Source organism: Bradyrhizobium genosp. A (genome assembly GCF_049949275.1).
Taxonomy (GTDB): Bacteria; Pseudomonadota; Alphaproteobacteria; order Rhizobiales; family Xanthobacteraceae; genus Bradyrhizobium.
Map to the genome: position 1 here is coordinate 611,318 of NZ_CP188196.1, position 17,457 is coordinate 628,774.

At 63.9% G+C, this 17,457-nt stretch carries 12 protein-coding genes, 1 tRNA gene and 1 pseudogene; 7 read left to right on the forward strand and 7 right to left on the reverse strand.

Annotation, left to right across the window (positions count from 1 at the left end; all coding sequences use genetic code 11):
• Nucleotides 1-1,335: an MFS transporter gene (locus ACP2YP_RS02810; RefSeq protein WP_426422123.1), complete on the forward strand. Its 1,335-nt coding sequence runs from the start codon at nucleotides 1-3 to the stop codon at nucleotides 1,333-1,335.
• A gap of 101 nt (nucleotides 1,336-1,436) precedes the next feature.
• Here the strand turns inward: ACP2YP_RS02810 and ACP2YP_RS02815 are convergent, their stop codons facing one another.
• The 4 genes from ACP2YP_RS02815 to ACP2YP_RS02830 form a co-directional block, all read right to left on the reverse strand.
• Complete coding sequence (locus ACP2YP_RS02815) at nucleotides 1,437-2,549, reverse strand: CaiB/BaiF CoA transferase family protein (protein WP_426422124.1); 1,113 nt, start codon at nucleotides 2,547-2,549, stop codon at nucleotides 1,437-1,439.
• A 204-nt stretch (nucleotides 2,550-2,753) separates the two neighbouring features.
• On the reverse strand, nucleotides 2,754-3,554 hold the full coding sequence (locus ACP2YP_RS02820; RefSeq protein WP_426422125.1) for an FAD binding domain-containing protein: 801 nt from the start codon (nucleotides 3,552-3,554) through the stop codon (nucleotides 2,754-2,756).
• Between the two features lie 12 nt (nucleotides 3,555-3,566).
• Complete coding sequence (locus ACP2YP_RS02825) at nucleotides 3,567-5,909, reverse strand: xanthine dehydrogenase family protein molybdopterin-binding subunit (protein ID WP_426422126.1); 2,343 nt, start codon at nucleotides 5,907-5,909, stop codon at nucleotides 3,567-3,569.
• Between the two features lie 83 nt (nucleotides 5,910-5,992).
• The gene (locus tag ACP2YP_RS02830) at nucleotides 5,993-6,478 is read right to left on the reverse strand and encodes a (2Fe-2S)-binding protein (protein ID WP_426422127.1); all 486 of its coding nucleotides are present in this window, start codon (nucleotides 6,476-6,478) and stop codon (nucleotides 5,993-5,995) included.
• Between the two features lie 238 nt (nucleotides 6,479-6,716).
• Here ACP2YP_RS02830 and ACP2YP_RS02835 point away from each other — a divergent pair, with 238 nt between their 5' ends.
• Complete coding sequence (locus ACP2YP_RS02835) at nucleotides 6,717-8,756, forward strand: methyl-accepting chemotaxis protein (RefSeq protein WP_426422128.1); 2,040 nt, start codon at nucleotides 6,717-6,719, stop codon at nucleotides 8,754-8,756.
• A gap of 156 nt (nucleotides 8,757-8,912) precedes the next feature.
• Complete coding sequence (locus tag ACP2YP_RS02840) at nucleotides 8,913-10,946, forward strand: methyl-accepting chemotaxis protein (RefSeq protein ID WP_426422129.1); 2,034 nt, start codon at nucleotides 8,913-8,915, stop codon at nucleotides 10,944-10,946.
• A gap of 71 nt (nucleotides 10,947-11,017) precedes the next feature.
• On the opposite strand, the pseudogene ACP2YP_RS02845 reads toward ACP2YP_RS02840, so the two are convergent.
• Nucleotides 11,018-11,400 (reverse strand): annotated as a pseudogene (locus ACP2YP_RS02845) (DUF3175 domain-containing protein).
• 130 nt (nucleotides 11,401-11,530) lie between these two features.
• Here ACP2YP_RS02845 and ACP2YP_RS02850 point away from each other — a divergent pair.
• The 3 genes from ACP2YP_RS02850 (at nucleotide 11,531) to ACP2YP_RS02860 (ending at nucleotide 15,555) form a co-directional block, all read left to right on the forward strand.
• On the forward strand, nucleotides 11,531-13,018 hold the full coding sequence (locus ACP2YP_RS02850; protein WP_426426454.1) for an MFS transporter: 1,488 nt from the start codon (nucleotides 11,531-11,533) through the stop codon (nucleotides 13,016-13,018).
• A 3-nt stretch (nucleotides 13,019-13,021) separates the two neighbouring features.
• Entirely contained in the window at nucleotides 13,022-13,843 is an 822-nt protein-coding gene (otsB, locus tag ACP2YP_RS02855) for a trehalose-phosphatase (protein WP_426422130.1), read from the forward strand.
• A gap of 248 nt (nucleotides 13,844-14,091) precedes the next feature.
• Nucleotides 14,092-15,555, forward strand: a complete 1,464-nt coding sequence (locus tag ACP2YP_RS02860; RefSeq protein ID WP_426422131.1) for a trehalose-6-phosphate synthase — start codon at nucleotides 14,092-14,094, stop codon at nucleotides 15,553-15,555.
• A gap of 35 nt (nucleotides 15,556-15,590) precedes the next feature.
• Here the strand turns inward: ACP2YP_RS02860 and ACP2YP_RS02865 are convergent, their stop codons facing one another.
• The gene (locus ACP2YP_RS02865; RefSeq protein WP_426422132.1) at nucleotides 15,591-15,932 is read right to left on the reverse strand and encodes a hypothetical protein; all 342 of its coding nucleotides are present in this window, start codon (nucleotides 15,930-15,932) and stop codon (nucleotides 15,591-15,593) included.
• A gap of 196 nt (nucleotides 15,933-16,128) precedes the next feature.
• Between ACP2YP_RS02865 and ACP2YP_RS02870 the strand changes: the two genes are divergently transcribed.
• A tRNA-Ser gene (locus ACP2YP_RS02870) sits at nucleotides 16,129-16,218 on the forward strand.
• A gap of 44 nt (nucleotides 16,219-16,262) precedes the next feature.
• Here ACP2YP_RS02870 and ACP2YP_RS02875 read toward each other — a convergent pair.
• A complete protein-coding gene (locus ACP2YP_RS02875) occupies nucleotides 16,263-17,447 on the reverse strand; it encodes an IS481 family transposase (protein ID WP_426422133.1) in 1,185 nt (394 codons plus the stop codon).
• Nucleotides 17,448-17,457: the final 10 nt, after the last annotated feature.

Sequence of the window (17,457 nt, forward strand, 5' to 3'; positions counted from 1 at the left end):
ATGTCTATTGAGACCGCTGCCATCGCGCGCAGCCCGGACATGACAAGTGAGGAACGCAAGGTTGTCCTCGCCACGCTCGTGGGCACGACCATCGAATGGTACGATTTCTTCGTCTACGCCCAGGCTGCCGGCCTCATTTTCGGCAGCCTGTTCTTTGCGCCGATGAATCAGAACAATCCGCTGCTGGCACAGATCGTGTCGTTTGCGACGCTCGGCCTGTCGTTCCTGTTCCGGCCGCTCGGCGCCATCGTGTGCGGTCACCTCGGCGATAAATTCGGCCGCCGGAATGTGCTGGTTGGCACCCTCGTGCTGATGGGCGTCGCCACCGCGCTGGTCGGCCTGTTGCCGACTTATGGACAGATCGGTGCATTGGCGCCGGCGCTCCTGATCCTGCTGCGTATCCTTCAGGGAATTTCCGCCGGGGGCGAATGGGGCGGCGCGGCGCTGATGGCGGTCGAGTCCGCGCCGGTCGATCGGCGAAGCTTCTTCGGGGTGTTTCCACAGGTCGGAACGCCGCTCGGCATGATCCTCGCGACCGGCGTGTTGTGGCTCTTGACGGCCGTGCTCGGGAAGCAGGCGATGATCGATTTCGGATGGCGCATTCCGTTCCTGCTCTCGCTCGTTCTGATCGTCGTGGGCGTCGTGATCCGCCGCAACGTCGAGGAGTCGCCTGTGTTCCAGGCGATGCATCGCCGCCACAAGGAATCCTCTGCGCCACTAGCGGAGCTGCTTCGCGGGAATGCCAGGGACATCATCCGCACCGCGCTGATCTTCATGGCCAACAACGCCGCCGGCTACATCCTGATCGCCTTCATGATCAGCTATGGCGCCAATACGCTGAAATTGCCATCGGACCAGCTTCTGCTCGCCAGCGTGCTGGCCGCCGTAAGCTGGTTCTTCTTTACGCTGCTGGGCGGCCTGCTCGGCGACAGGATCGGTCGCGTGCGCTGCTTCCAGATCGGCTACGCCCTGCTCGTGCTATGGGCGGTGCCGATGTGGTTTCTGATCGACAGCAGGGATGTGCTGCTGTTTCTCGTCGCCGCCGTCGGTCTCACGATCCCGCTCGGCCTCTCCTATGGCCCGCAGGCGGCGCTCTATGCCGAAATGTTTCCGGCAAAGGTACGCTACTCCGGCGTCTCGATCGGCTACGCGCTCGGCGCCATCCTCGGCGGCGCGTTTGCGCCGATGATCGCACAATGGATCATCGCGAGCACCGGCCAGTCCTGGCGCATCGGCGTCTACATCGCGGTGTTGTCGCTGATCTCGCTGGTCGCGGTCTCGACCGTAAGGGACCCGCAGGGTATAGACCTCAACGTGGGTAACACGGGGTCGTGACGAGCGCGGCTTCTGTCGGGCACACTATCGCGATCGCGTCAAATAAATTTTCGTCCCGGCGAAGGCCGGGACGACGGCGGAGATGCCGGCGACAGTGAAGGTTAATTCGCCGCCTTCCACGCACTCGTCACGGCGCCGATCTCCGCGCCTTCCGGCTCGCGAACCACCGACGGCGTGCGCGAGAAGCGCGGCGCGGGCGCGGGCTGTTTCACGCCGTGGCGCTCGATGAAGACATCGCGGGCGACCATGTGCGGATGCTCGGTCGCTTCCGACATGGTCAGCACCGGCGCGAAGCAGATGTCGCTGCCTTCCATGATCTTGCACCAGTCCTCGCGCGTCTTGCTCTTGAAAACGGCCTTCAGCTTCTCCTTGAGCGCGGGCCAGGCCTTGGGGTCCATCTGCGCGTCGAAATCAGCATCTAGCAGGCCTGCATGCTGGCGCAGCAGCGCGTAGAACTGCGGCTCGATCGAGCCGATCGATACGAAATGGCCGCAGGCGCATTCATAGACGCCGTAGAAGTGGGCGCCGCCGTCGAGGAAGTTACGGTTGCGGCCTTCGGTCCAGCGGCCGATCGTCTTCATGTCGAAGAAGAATGACATCAGCGAAGCCGCGCCGTCGCACATTGCGGCGTCGACCACCTGGCCCTTGCCGGACTTTGATGCTTCCAGCAGTGCAGCGAGCACGCCGACGACGAGATAGAGCGCGCCACCGCCGAAATCGCCGACCAGATTGAGCGGCGGCACCGGCGCTTCCTTAGGTCCGATCGCGGCGAGCGCACCGGTGATCGAGATGTAGTTGATGTCATGGCCGGCGGCATTCGCCAGCGGGCCTTCCTGGCCCCAGCCGGTCATGCGGCCGTAGACGAGCTTTGGATTGCGCGCGAGCACGACGTCCGGGCCGAGCCCGAGCCGCTCCATCACGCCGGGACGAAAACCTTCGACCAGCGCATCGGCGCCGGCGAGGAGGTCGAGCACCTGCGCGATTGCCGCCTTGTCCTTGAGATCGAGCTCGATCACCTTGCGGCCGCGGCCCGCCACCGACTTCATGCTCTTCTTCGCGCCGACGCGGTCGAGCGTGACGACATCGGCGCCCATGTCGGCCAGCAACATGCAGGCGAACGGGCCCGGTCCGATGCCGGCGAATTCGACGATTCGGAAACCCGCGAGCGGGCCGGTGGTGCGGACAGATGCGTTCTGGGCTGGTTTGTCGAGCACGTGTTGTTTCCTCGGATCACGGGCGATGCCGTTGGTTCGGCATTCGCCTCGGACATTCCTCTCTGCGGCGAGTTAATTGGCTGATTAACTTTTCTCGCCTTCGCGCCAGCGAGGCAAGCGGTTTTCATGCATAGGCGTATCAAAAAAGCGGCGCGCATTGCTGCGCGCCGCGGAAGATTTGTGTTGAGACGCTAGGTCGCGATGTCAGCTGGCGGCAGCCACCGCGCGCTGCGCCATCACCTTGACGAGATTGGCGCGGTACTCGGCCGTGCCGTGGATGTCGGCCAGCAATCCGCTTGCGGGAATGCTGACGTTGTCCAGTGCCGTCGGCGACCAGTTCGCCTTCAGCGCGGCCTCGATGGCAGGAACCCGCATCACGCCGCTCTGCGAAGCGCCGGTCGCGGCGACGCGGATTTCACCCGACTTCGTCTGCGCGACGAAGACGGCGGTGAGCGCGAAGCGCGAGGCAGGATGCGGCATCTTGGCGTAGCCCGCTTTCGCCGGAACCGCGAACGACACGGCGGTGATGATCTCCCCGTCTTCAAGCGCCGTCGTGAACAGGCCCTTGAAGAAGTCCTCGGCCGAGATCGACCGCTTGTTGGTCTTCACGGTGGCGCCGAGCGCGAGCAGCGCGGCCGGATAGTCCGCGGCGGGATCGTTGTTGGCGATCGAGCCGCCGATCGTGCCGCGGTAGCGCACGGCGGGGTCGCCGATCAGTGACGCCAGATAGGCGAGCGCGGGGATCGCCTTCTTCGTGGCATCGCTGGTCGCGACGTCGTAATGCGGCGTAGCGGCCTTGATGGTCAACGTGTCGCCGGCGGCCTCGATGCCGATCAGCTCCTTGATCTTGGCGAGATCGATCACGTCGGAGGGGCTCGCGAGCCGCTGCTTCATCACCGGCAGCAGTGTCTGGCCGCCGGCAAGGAACTTTGCTTCGCTGCCCTTCGCGAAGAGAGAGACAGCCTCATCGACTGACGAGGCGCGATGATAAGTGGTCTGATACATCTTTCTCTCCTCTCAAGCGGCGTGGATCGTGCGCCACACCCGGTCAGGGGTTGCGGGCATTTCCAGATTGTTCTTGCCGATCGCATCCGTGATCGCATTGATCACGGCCGCAGAGGCGCCGATTGCGCCGGCCTCACCGCAACCCTTGATGCCGAGCGGATTGCCCGGGCACAGCGTCGTGGTGTGGGAGAGGTTGAACGAGGGCAGATCGTCGGCGCGCGGCATGGAGTAATCCATGAACGAGGCCGTGACCGGCTGGCCATTGGCATCGTAGATCGCGTGCTCGAGCAGTGCCTGCCCGATGCCCTGGGCGAGGCCGCCATGGACCTGACCCTCGACGATCATCGGATTGATCAGCCGGCCGAAATCGTCGGCCGCGACGAAGTTGACGAAGGAGGTCTTGCCGGTGCCGGGATCGATCTCGAGCTCGCAGATGTAAGCGCCGGCCGGGAAGGTGAAGTTGGTCGGGTCGTAGAAGGCGCTTTCCTTCAGGCCCGGCTCCATCCCGTCAGGCAGGTTGTGTGCGGTGTAGGCCGCAAGCGCGACCATCGGCAGGGCAATCGCCTTGTCGGTACCCGTCACCTTGAACTCGCCATTCTCGATGACGATGTCGGCCTCCGACGCTTCCAGCTGGTGCGCGGCGATCTTCTTGGCCTTGGACTCGACCTTCTCCACGGCTTTGAGGATGGCGGTGAGACCGACGGCCGCGGAGCGCGAGCCGTAGGTGCCCATGCCGAACTGCACCTTGTCGGTGTCGCCATGGACGATCGAAACCTGGCTGATGGGAATGCCGAGGCGATCCGAAATGAGCTGAGCGAACACCGTCTCATGGCCCTGGCCATGGCTGTGCGAACCCGTGAGGACCTCGATGGTGCCGACCGGGTTGACGCGCACTTCTGCGGACTCCCAGAGGCCGACGCCGGCGCCCAGGCTGCCGACCGCCTTCGACGGCGCGATGCCGCAGGCCTCGATGTAGCAGGACACGCCGATGCCGCGCAGCTTGCCTTGCGACTTGGCTTGCGCCTTGCGCCCGGCGAAGCCGGCATAGTCGATCGCCTTCATCGCGGCGTCGAGCGAGGCATTAAAATCACCGGTGTCATAGGCCATGATCACCGGCGTCTGGTGCGGGAACTGGGTGATGAAGTTGGTCCGGCGCAGCTGGGCCGGATCGACCTTGAGCTGCCGCGCCGCCGTCTCCATGAGACGTTCGATCAGGTAGCTTGCCTCCGGGCGGCCCGCGCCGCGATAGGCATCGACCGGCGTGGTGTTGGTGTAGACCCCGACCACCTCGGCGTGGATCGCCGGGATGTTGTACTGGCCCGACAGCAGCGTCGCGTAGAGGTAGGTCGGCACCGACGACGAGAACAGCGACATATAGGCGCCGAAATTGGCGTAGGTCTTCACCTTCAAGCCGGTGATCTTGTTGTTGGCGTCGAATGCCATCTCGGCATGGGTCACATGGTCGCGGCCATGCGCATCGGTGAGGAAGGCTTCGGTGCGGTCGCCGGTCCATTTCACGGGACGGCCGACCTTCTTCGACGCCCACAGCGCCACCATCTCTTCCGGATAGATGAAGATCTTTGAGCCGAAGCCGCCGCCGACGTCGGGCGCGATCACGCGCAGCTTGTGCTCGGGGGCGATGTTGTAGAACGCCGATAGCACGAGGCGGGCGACGTGCGGGTTCTGCGACGTCGTATAAAGAGTGAAGTGCTCTTCCGCCGCGTCGTAATCGGCGATCGCCGCGCGCGGCTCCATCGCGTTGGGCGCGAGACGGTTGTTGGTGACGTCGAGCTTCACCACATTGGCGGCCTTGGCGAAGGCGGCATCGGTCGCGCCCTCGTCGCCGATCACCCAGTCATAGACCTGGTTGCCGGGCGCTTCGGGGTGGAGCTGCGGCGCACCGGACTTGATGGCGGCATGAATGTCGGCCACCGCCGGAAGTTCCTCGTAATCCACGACCACGGCCTCGGCCGCATCGCGCGCGAGATTCTTGCTGTCGGCGATCACGACCGCAACGGCCTGGCCGACGAAGCGCACCGTCTCCGGCGCCATCGCCGGCCACGCGCCCATCTTCATCGGGCTACCGTCCTTGGAGGTGATGGCCCAGCCGCAGATGAGGTTGCCGACCTTGTCGTCGACCAGCTCTTGTCCGGTGAGCACCGCGACCACGCCCGGCATCTTCAGCGCGGCGGACGAATCGATCTTCTTCACCTTGGCGTGCGCGTGCGGGCTGCGGATGAAATGGGCATGGGTCATGCCCAGCAATTTGATGTCGTCGACGTAACGGCCCTTGCCGGTAATGAAACGCTTGTCTTCCTTGCGCACGACGCGCGCGCCGATGCCTTCAACACCCATGGCTGGTCCTCCCGACCGGAATTGCTTTGACTGCGCTTTCCCTCGAAAGCTGCAGCGGTGGTTTTTATTCGAGGCGGACCGCTTTACTCGGCCGCCTGCGAGACCTTCATGCGTCCGGCTGCGTCCAGCACGGCTTTGACGATGTTGTGGTAGCCGGTGCAGCGACAGATATTGCCTTCGAGCTCGTGGCGGACGGTCGCTTCGTCGAGCTCGCCACCATGGCGTTGCACGATATCGATCGCCGACATGATCATGCCCGGGGTGCAATAGCCGCACTGCAGGCCGTGATTGTCGCGGAAGGCGGCCTGCATCGGATGCAGCTCGTCGCCCTTGGCGATGCCTTCGATGGTGGTGACGTTGGCGCCATCGGCCTGGCCGGCCAGCATGGTGCAGGACTTCACCGCCTTGCCGTCCATATGCACGACGCAGGCCCCGCACTGGCTGGTGTCGCAGCCGACATGGGTCCCGGTGAGGTTGAGATGGTCGCGCAGGAGATGGACCAGCAGGGTGCGGTCCTCGACGTCGACAGCAACGGCCTTGCCGTTCACCGTCAGTTTGATTGTGGACACAGAGTACCTCCCGGAATTGATTTTGATTGTTTCCAATTAGAGACCGCGCCCCCCGGACTTGGCAACTAGGATTTTGGCCACCCCGGCCCGTCCGGTCGGCCTTTGGCCGATAAAACCCCGGATTGCGACGGCGCGACGAATTTACCGCCCTTTATCCATTGTGCCTTACTTTTACGCATCCGGGTCCGGGGCGGGGCGCCTCTTGATTGCGGCTGAAGAGAATAGATGGGGGTTGGGAATGTCCGGGCGTATCGCGTCGCCGTCCAAGCGCAGCATGTTTCCGACCCTCCGGTTCCGCGCCAAGATCATTCTGGGCTTTGCCGCGGTGCTGGCGATCTCCGCCGGTAGCATGGCCTTCGCCTATTTCGGCTTCGAGCGGGTCTCATCCGGCGTCGGATCCTATCGATCGAGCGTCACGGAGGCCGATCTCGCCCGCAACATCGACCGCGAGCTGCTCGGCTACCGTTCGGCCGTCAAATATTTCGTCGTTACCGGCAAGGAAGATGACGCCAAGGTGGCGCTCGATGCCGAAGCCAGCCTGAAGAACGCGATCGACCAGGCCGTCAAGAGCGCCAAGACCCCGGCACGGCAGGACAGCCTCGACAAGCTCGCCAAGGAGTTTGCGAACTTCTCTGCGACCTTCGCCAAGGTTCTCCAGGCGAAGCGCGACAGCACGCTGCTGGTGCAGAACCAGCTCTCGCGCCAAGCCAATCTGCTGAAGTACAAGCTCGACGATATCGGCAACAACGCCTCCGATTCCGAGGCCCAGGCCATCGAGTTCGGCACCAAGCAGGTCAACGCCCAGTTCCAGACCGCAAGCGCGGCGGCGACCCAGTTCGTGCTGACGTCGGACCAGACGATCGCGACCAGCGCGCTGGCGCGGCTGAAGTTCGTCGACAACTCGCTCGGCGCGGTCTATTCCATGGACGATAAGATCGTGGCCGGCCTGAAGGACGCCAAGACCATCCTCGTCGCCTATCGCGAGGCGCTCGAGAAGCTGATCGCCAACGCCAAGCTGGTCGAAGACCTCGTCACCGAGATGAGCGGCTCGGCGGGCGCGATCCTTCGGGGCGCCTCTGCCATGAAGGCGGACCTGGTCGCCGAACAGCAGCGGCTGGATTCGGAGTCGGAAGCGACCATCGGCAAGACCGAGCAACTGGTGCTGATGCTCGCCGTCGGCGGCACGCTGCTCGGCGCGGTCCTTGCCTTCCTGCTCGGCACCGGCATTTCGCGGCCGATGATCGCGATGTGCAAGGCGATGCGTGAGCTCGCATCGGGCAATTTCGACGTCGTGCTGCCGGGCCTCGGCCGCAAGGACGAGATCGGCGAAATGGCCGGCGCAGTCGAGGAGTTCAAGGTTCAGGCCGTGGCCAAGGCCGAGCGCGACGCCGCCGCCAGCGAAGCCCAGAACAGGGAGGCGAGCGCTGCCCGCCGCGGCGAGCTGATCCGCTTTGCCGATGATTTCGAGAGCGCCGTCGGTGCCATCGTCTCCAACGTGTCGGCCTCCGCCGTGCAGCTCGAATCCTCGGCCTCCACGCTGACCCGCACCGCCGAGACCACGCAGACCCTGTCGAGCCAGGTCGCCGGCGTCTCCGAGCAGGCCTCGAGCAACATGCAGTCGGTCGCAACCGCGACGGAAGAGCTCTCGGCCTCAGTCGAGGAGATCGGTCGCCAGGTCCGCGATTCCAGACGCATCGCCGAAGCCGCCGTGGTGCAGGCCAAGGAAACCGACGGTCGCATCGGAAAATTGTCGCATGCTGCCCAGCAGATCGGCGAGGTCGTCAAGCTCATCACGGCGATCGCCGAGCAGACTAATCTTCTCGCGCTCAATGCCACCATCGAGGCGGCGCGCGCCGGCGAGGCCGGCCGGGGCTTTGCAGTGGTCGCGAGCGAAGTGAAGTCGCTGGCGAGCCAGACGGCGAAGGCTACCGACGAGATTTCCTCGCACATCGCGGGCATGCAGGGCGCGACCGCCGAGTCGGTTGCCGCGATCAAGGAGATCGGCGCGACCATCGGCAAGATCTCGTCGATCTCGACCTCCATCGCCAGCGCGGTGGAAGAGCAGGGCGCCGCGACCCAGGAGATCGCCCGCAGCGTCCAGAACGTCGCCCAGGGCACCCAGACCGCCGCGACCGATATCGGCCAGGTGAACCGCGGCGCCGCCGAAACCGGCTCGGCCTCGGAAGAGGTGCTGAACTCGGCGAAGACGCTGTCCAGCGAAAGCACCCGCCTCCGCGCCGAGCTCGATCGGTTCATGGCGAATATCCGGGCGGCGTAGGGGCTGGATCGGGTCACCCCGCGTCACCTAACCGTAAGTTGCGGCGCGATAAATTTACCGCAGCTTATCCTTTGCCATTTACCGTGCATTTGAGTCGGGGAGCGGGGCTGTTTCCCGGCGGCGCCTGGTTTTCCGCGAATGGAATGGGGTGGGGGAATGCCCGTGACGTCGAAGCCGAACACATCGAAGCTCTTCACCTTGCGTTTTCGTGCAAAAATCATCCTCGGCTTCGTGGCGGTGCTGGCCATCCTCGCCGTCAGCATGGCATTTGCCTATTTCGGCTTCGAGCGAATCGCGGGCGCCGTCGCCTCCTACCGGACCAGCGTGGCGGAAGCCGACCTGGCGCGGACCATCGATCGCGAATTGATCAGCTATCAGGGGCTGACCCGGGCCTACACGCTGACCGGCGCCGCGGACGACGAAACGGCGGCGAAAGCGGCCGAAGAGAATCTGAAGGCGGCGATCGCCAAGTCGATGTCGGCCACAACAGGCGCGGCGCGTCGCGAGCAGATCAGCAAGCTCGAGGCCGAGTTCCAGCGCTTCGCAAAGGTGTTCAGCGATATCATCACGCTGACGCGTGAGAACAACAAAATTGCGACCGACGAGCTGAACAGCGTCGGCAACAAGATCCGCTTCAAGTTCGACGACCTCGCCGATACTGCGGCGCTTGCCGGGCTCGCATCGGTCCAGACCACGGCCAAGGACATCACCTCGCAATATCTCGCGGTCTCCACCTCGGTCAGCGCCTTCATCGCCAAGCCGGAGCCGAAGACCGCCGACGGCGTGGTCGCCCGCATCAAGTTCCTGGAGACACTGCTGGTCTCGATCTATGCCAACGACCAGAAGATCACCGACCGTGTCACCGAGATCAGCAATCTGCTGAAGCAATATCGCACGTCCTTTGCAAAGCTCTCCGACAACGTGAAAATCATCGTGAAGTCGAACGGCGAGATGACCAAGACGGCCGCGTCCATCCTCAAGCTCTCGGGCGAGTTGCGGTCGGACCTGTCGGCCGATCAGCAGCGCATCGAGGCGAGCGCCAATGTGACGATCGGCGAAACCGAGCGGCTGATGCTGATGCTGGCGCTGGGTGGTCTTGCTGTCGGCGCGGTGCTGGCCCTGATGCTTGGCAATGGCATCTCGCGGCCCATGATCGCGATGTGCAAGGCGATGCGCGAGCTGGCCTCGGGCAATTTCGACGTCGTGCTGCCCGGCCTCGGCCGCAGGGACGAGATCGGCGAGATGGCCGGCGCGGTCGAGGAGTTCAAGGTTCAGGCCGTGGCCAAGGCCGAGCGCGATGCCGCTGCCAGCGAAGCCCAGAGCAAGGAGCAGGCAGCCAGCCGTCGCGGCGAGCTGATCCGCTTTGCCGATGATTTCGAGAGCGCCGTCGGCGCCATCGTGTCGAACGTCTCGGCCTCCGCCGTGCAGCTTGAATCGTCGGCGTCTACGCTGACCCGTACTGCTGAGACCACGCAGACGCTGTCCAGCCAGGTCGCCGGCGTTTCCGAGCAGGCCTCGAGCAACATGCAGTCGGTCGCAACCGCGACCGAGGAATTATCGGCTTCGGTCGAGGAGATCGGCCGCCAGGTCCGCGATTCCAGCCGGATCGCCGAAGCTGCGGTGGTGCAGGCCAAGGAGACCGATGGCCGCATCGGAAAACTCTCGCATGCCGCCCAGCAGATCGGCGAGGTCGTCAAGCTCATCACGGCGATCGCCGAGCAGACTAACCTTCTCGCACTGAACGCCACGATTGAGGCGGCGCGCGCCGGCGAGGCCGGCCGGGGCTTTGCAGTGGTCGCGAGCGAGGTAAAGTCCTTGGCGAGCCAGACGGCGAAAGCCACCGACGAGATTTCGTCGCACATCGCAGGGATGCAAGGCGCGACCGCTGAGTCGGTTGCAGCGATCAAGGAGATCGGCGCGACCATCGGTCAGATCTCGTCGATCTCGACCTCGATTGCGAGCGCCGTCGAGCAGCAGGGCGCGGCGACGCAGGAAATCGCCCGCAGCGTCCAGGCCGTCGCCCAGGGCACCCAGACTGCCGCGACCGACATCGTCCAGGTCAACCGCGGCGCCGCCGAAACCGGCTCGGCCTCGGAAGAGGTGTTGAACTCGGCGAAGACGCTGTCGTCCGAAAGCACCCGGTTGCGTGCCGAACTCGACCGCTTCATGGCGAACATCCGGGCGGCGTAGGCTTCGTCGCGCGGTGACGCTCCGCTCCGGCCTCACTCTCCGCTGTCGTCCCGGCGAAGGGTGAGTCCGAATCACTCCCTCCCGAACGCCCGCTTCAGCTCCACCTTCGCCTTCTCCAGCCGCTCGCGCTGCGTCTTCGGCAAGGTCTTGCCGGCGCGGTTGATATAGAACGTCAGCATCGACAGCGCCGAGCGATAGGCGCCGGTCTTGCGGCGTGCGCTGTGCTCGGCCGAGCGCTTCAGCGACGCTGCGATCCACTTCGGGCTCGTGAGGGTGAACACGCCGCGCTTGAGGTCGAGCGCGTCGCTCTCTTTTGTCACACGCTGCGACCAGCGTTTGGCGTGGCGCGCTTTGTGCTCTTGCGTGGGGTTTTGCGTGAGGTGCTGCGCCTCGCGCCGGTCTTCTTGCGTGCTGCGGTTTTGCGCGAATGTGTCGTCTTTCTGACATGAGCCATGCGTCAACTCCTTGCGGCTCCAGCGGAAACGGCCAGCATTCGGCGCCGTTCCTAAGGGAACCTGCTGTTGCCGCAGACGTTGTCGCAGGTGGCAGGCGGAAATGCCGCACCCCCACGACCCAGCAACGCGATGGAATTGCAGCAAAGCCCAGCGCTGAATTATGGACCTGCAGTCTCGGCCGCGGCCGCGACCGATCGCATCATCGAGACCAGCATTCCGGCGCGGCTCGACGCGCTGCCCTGGAGCGGCTTTCACACCCGGGTGGTGCTGGCGCTCGGGATCACCTGGATTCTCGACGGGCTTGAGGTGACGCTGGCCGGCGCGCTCTCGGGCGCTCTGAAGCAGAGCCCGACGCTGCACTTCTCCAACCTCGATCTTGGCGTTGCCAACTCCGCCTACCTTGCAGGCGCCGTGCTCGGCGCACTCGGCTTCGGCTGGCTGACCGATCGCATCGGCCGCAAAAAACTCTTCTTCATCACGCTCGCGCTCTACCTCTCCGCAACGGCAGCGACCGCGTTGTCGTGGGATATCGCAAGCTACGCGTTGTTCCGCTTCCTGACCGGCGCCGGCATCGGGGGCGAATACACCGCGATCAACTCGACCATCCAGGAGCTGGTGCCGGCGCGCTATCGCGGCTGGACGGATTTGGTCATCAACGGCAGTTTCTGGATCGGCGCGGCGATGGGCGCGGTCGCAGCCATCGTGCTGCTTGACCCCGCGGTGATCGGCCCCGACCTCGGCTGGCGTCTCGCCTATCTCATCGGCGCGACCATCGGTCTCGTCGTGCTGTTGATGCGGATGTGGATCCCGGAAAGCCCGCGCTGGCTGATGATCCATGGCCGCCCGGACCAGGCCCACGCGATCGTCGACGACATCGAGAGTTCGGTGATCGGGCATGGTCAAGATGCGAGCGATGGGCGCTTCGCCCAGATGCGCCTGAAGATGCGCGATCACACCCCGATCAGCGAAGTCGTGCACACGCTGTTCTTCACCTATCGTCAGCGCGCGCTGGTCGGCCTCGTGCTGATGGTCGCGCAGGCCTTCTTCTACAACGCGATCTTCTTCACCTTCGCGCTGGTGCTGACCGACTTCTACGGCATCAGCGCCGATCATGTCGGCTGGTATCTGCTGCCGTTCGCGGCCGGAAACTTCCTCGGTCCGCTGCTGCTCGGCCGTCTGTTCGACACGTTAGGCCGCCGCACCATGATCATGTTCACCTATAGTGTCTCGGGCCTGCTGCTGGCGGTGTCGGGTTATCTTTTCTCGATCGGCGCGCTGAGCGCGCAGGGGCAGACCATTGCCTGGATGGTGATCTTCTTCTTTGCCTCGCCTGCGGCGAGTGCTGCCTATCTCACTGTGAGCGAAACTTTCCCGCTCGAAGTTCGCGCGCTGGCGATCGCAGTGTTTTATGCGGTGGGCACCGGCATCGGCGGCGTCGTAGGCCCGGCGCTGTTCGGCGCCCTGATCGACACGGGATCACGCAACAGCGTGTTCGCCGGCTATTTGCTGGGGGCCTTCCTGATGATTGCGGCTGCGATCGTGGCGTGGCGCTATGCCATCTCCGCGGAGCGCAAACCGCTCGAACACATCGCGCGGCCGCTCGCCTCTATGGAGTAGACTATGACATCGGAATTCGCTGAACTGGACCAGAAACGCGCCATGTCCGTCGATGAAACGCCCGACGCGGTGCCAGTGCCGCATGCACTCGTGCCGCATCTCGACGAGACCGCGATCCTGCTCGATATCGACGGCACGTTGCTCGATTTGATGCCGACGCCGCGCGAGGTGTGGGTGCCGCCGGGTCTGTCGGAAACGCTGAACCGGCTGACCGAGCGCACCTCGGGCGCGCTGGCCATGGTCAGCGGCCGTTCGCTCAACGACATCGACCTGATCTTCGCGCCCGATGTGTTTCGCGCCGTCGCCGGTCACGGTGCGGAGATGCGGCTGTCGGTGGGCAATGAAGCCGACGACGTGCACGCGCCGCCGATGGACAAGGAGCTGAAGCGGCGGCTGGCCGCGATCGCAAAACTCAGCCCCGGCATTCTGCTCGAGGACAAGGGCTATTCGCTGGCGCTGCATTATCGCCTCGCGCCGCATGCGGAGAAGGCGATCTATGAAGCCGTCTCGCTGGTCCGGGCCGATCTGCCCAATGCGCCGATCGAGGTGCTGCCCGGCAAGTTCGTCTGCGAGATCAAGCATTCCGGTTTCACCAAGGCGACCGGCGTGCGCGAGTTGATGAAGCACGAGCCCTTTAGGGGACGTCGTCCGATTTTCATCGGCGACGACGTCACCGACGAGACCGTGTTCGCGATCATGCCTGACATGAACGGGCTCTCATTCTCCGTCGGCCGCCGCGCCATCGGCGTGAACGGCCACTTCGATGCGCCGAACGACGTGCGCGCGTTCCTCGCGCGCCTGCTCGACGACACGCGGTTGGAATAAGGCATCGTCATCGCAGAGCCACATTGTTGCCTGCGCAGTTCCATTGCGCGCGTAACTTATGCTGCGTGAATTTCACGCCAAGACGCTCTTTCCCAAGTGAATTCCCAAGTGAAAACGCCGGGTTCCCTCAAAGAGAACTGGTTCCAACGCGCGCGCCTGACTTTGGTTTCATTTCGTAGAAATGATGACAGGAACCATATTGATGAACGGCAGTTAAACGGGGTGGAATGAACAGGAGGGGACGACCTGTGAATTTAGTCGTCGTTTCGAATCGAGTTGCGCGCGGTAAACCCAACGAGCCAATGACGGGCGGCCTCGCTGCGGCATTGCTTCCCGTTGTGGAATATTCGGGGGCCATCTGGGTGGGTTCCTCCGGTCGCGTGCGCGATGGCCATCAGAAGGAACCGTTCGCCGAGATCGAGGCGCTGGGATCGGGTGCAATCGCGACGCTGGATCTGCCGGCGGCGCATTACGGCGGCTATTACGAAGGCTTTGCCAATTCGGCGCTGTGGCCGGCGCTGCATTCGCGCAGCGATCTGATCCGCGTTTCGCGCGACGACTATGTCAGCTATCGCGAGGTCAACGCGTTCATGGCGCGTGCCTTGATGCGCTTCCGCAAACCGCAAACCGCGTTCTGGGTGCAGGATTATCATTTCCTCGCGCTCGGCGCGGAGCTGCGCGATCTCGGCGTTGACGATCCCATCGGCTTCTTCCTGCACACGCCGTGGCCGGTCGCTGCGGTGATGCAGGGCGTGCCCAATCATCGCGAGCTGATCACGGCGATGCTGGCTTACGATCTGCTTGGTTTTCAGACCGAGGAAGACTGCCAGAACTTTCTCGGCTATGCCGGTGGCGAGCTCGGCCTCGTCGTCGAGGACGGCGTCGTGCTCTCGCAGCATGGACGCACGCGCTGCCAAGTGTTTCCGATCGGAATCGACGCGGAGAAGTTCGCAACCTATGCCGCGAAGTCGGCGTCGCATCCGGACGTCTCGCGCCTGCGCCGCAGCCTCAACGGCGAGCGGCTCGCGATCGGCGTCGATCGGCTCGACTATTCCAAGGGACTTGTGAACCGCATCAGCGCGTTCGATCGTCTCTGGACCGATCAGCCGCAGTTTGCGCGCAGCATCTCGCTGCTGCAGATTGCCAATCCGTCGCGTGGCGCGATCGAAGCGTATGGCAATCTTCAGAACGAAGTCGCGCGCCTCGTCACCGACGTCAACGGCCGCCATGGCGAGGTCGACTGGACGCCGATCCGCTATCTCAACAAGGGTTTTAGCCAGACCGTGCTGGCGGGCCTCTATCGCACCGCGCAGGTCGGCGTGGTGACGCCGCTGCACGATGGCATGAACCTTGTCGCCAAGGAATATGTCGCCGCGCAAAACCCGGCCGATCCCGGCGTGCTGGTGCTGTCGAAGTTCGCCGGTGCCGCCAACGAGCTCGAAACCGCGCTGCTGGTCAATCCGCACGACATCGACGGCATGGCCCGCGCGATCGCGGTTGCCGCCGCGATGCCGCTCACCGAGCGCAAGATGCGCTGGGACGCGATGATGAAGACGTTGCGCGGTCACACCATCCAGCAATGGTCGTCGGATTTCGTCGCCGCACTGGAGAAGTGCCGTACCGAGAAGGTCGCGGCCGCCCCGCTCGCCGCGCAGCCGCCGCAAGCGCTGCGCTGGCTGAGGTCGGCGATCTCGGGCGTGCGGTTAATCTAGTTCTTCTCTCCGTTCTTACGGGGAGAGGCGAGCCCTTAATGGCAATACGACACGCCTTCCAGAATCGCGCACTGCCGCTTGTTCGGTGCGTTCGGATCGTCCATTGGCACCATGCCCTTGCCCTGGCCGACGAACACGCCGGGCCCGACATGTACCGTGCCTTTGTTGCCGATGATCACGCTTTGGTGCGGGGTCGTACTGGAGCGCGTCCCGTCCGGCCAGAGGATGGCATCGCCCGAAAGCACCCCGCGCCGCCCGTCGTCGCAGGTCACATCGACGCCCTGCCGGGTGCAGGCCTGTGCGTTGGCCGACGCGCTAAAGGCGGCGCCAAGGGCCAAAATCAGGCTCAGCGCGGTAATGGTCCTGCAGATGGTCATGGCGTCCCCGGTCGTGTTGGATGTCCCTGAGTGAATCGTCGCGCCAAACCTGCGATTGGTTCAGCCTGAGGCAGGTTCCGGGCGACCGCGTGACGCGAGATATTCTGTTGCAAATACAATATGTTGCGGAAAATTCACCCGATTTACCCGTGATCCCTTGCAAAATCACCGGCGCCCCTTCAAGAGAAGGCGCTCCGGAGAGATGGCCGAGTGGCTTAAGGCGCACGCTTGGAAAGCGTGTGTGCGGGAAACCGTACCGTGGGTTCGAATCCCACTCTCTCCGCCAGCTTCGATCTTGTCCAGCCCGCACACATGGGTAACAGGTCGTACCTAAGACATGGGTGACAACCTCGTGCCGAACGGGTTGTCGAGGGGCTGCAAGGTTTTTTGCTCCAGATCGAAGTATCCCAAATCATAGTGCATGAAGCTGACGAGCCAAATGCCGTCGTCGACCTCCTTGATGCCAAGCTTTTGTCCGGCCAGCACAGTGGAGAGATTGATCCGCTTGCGATGCAGGCAGAGGCGCCCGCAAGCGGTGACAAGAACCTCGCGATCGTGGAATGGATAGCTCAGCTCAGGCAGGCCGTCATAGCCACGGGTTGATGGTGTGTAGAGTTCAGCAGGACATTTCATGTCGAGCGCCTCGTGGGGGCGTTCGACATTGAACTCGTGAGTGAATGCATCAAAGCGGGCCTGTTGCTGCAGGCTGTTGAAGCCTGGCGGCCGGGTCGCCTCCTTCTTGAGGGTGAGGTGCATACGCTCATGGCGGCCGTTTTGCTGCGGATGGCCGGGCTTGATGCGTTCGATGGCGATGCCGAGCCTGAGCCACCACACCGAGAGCTTTGAGAGATTGAACAAGGCATTGGGGCTGGCAAACGGCACGCCATTGTCGGAGCGGATGGCCATCGGCAGGCCGCGCTCCCGGAACAGCCGTTCGAAGGCCGTGATGGCCGGCTCTTCCTGGGTGGAGTCGAGCGCCTCGCACAAGAGCAGGAGCCGTGAGGCATGGTCGGTGACGGTCAGCGGATAGCAGTAGTGACCATTGCCGAGCTTAAACTCGCCCTTGAAGTCGGCGCACCAGAGGTCATTAGGAACAGCGCCTTCCGAGAGCGGCGTGCCGCGCGCGCGGTGGCGCGGCCCGCCTGAGCGCTTGACCAGGCCATGACGGTCGAGGACCGCATGGATGGTGCTTTTGGCCGGAACCTTGATGTCGCCGTCGAGCCGCCGCACCAAAAGCTCCCGGATCTTGCGCGCACCCCAATGTGGCTTCTCGCTCTTGAGCCGGACGACCAGGGTCTCGATCTGCTGGGGCAACTGATTGGCATAGCGCACCGGCCGGCGCGACCGATCGTTCAGGGCCTCCAGGCCGTGGTCTCTGTAGCGATCAAAAATCTTGTAGCCGGTCGTACGGGAGATGCCGAAATCCCGACAGACCTCGGTCATGGCTTCCCCGTCCAACAAACGGGCCACAAAGCGCAGGCGTTCTTCCATCACCGAACTCGCTTTCCACGGCATCCACACCTCC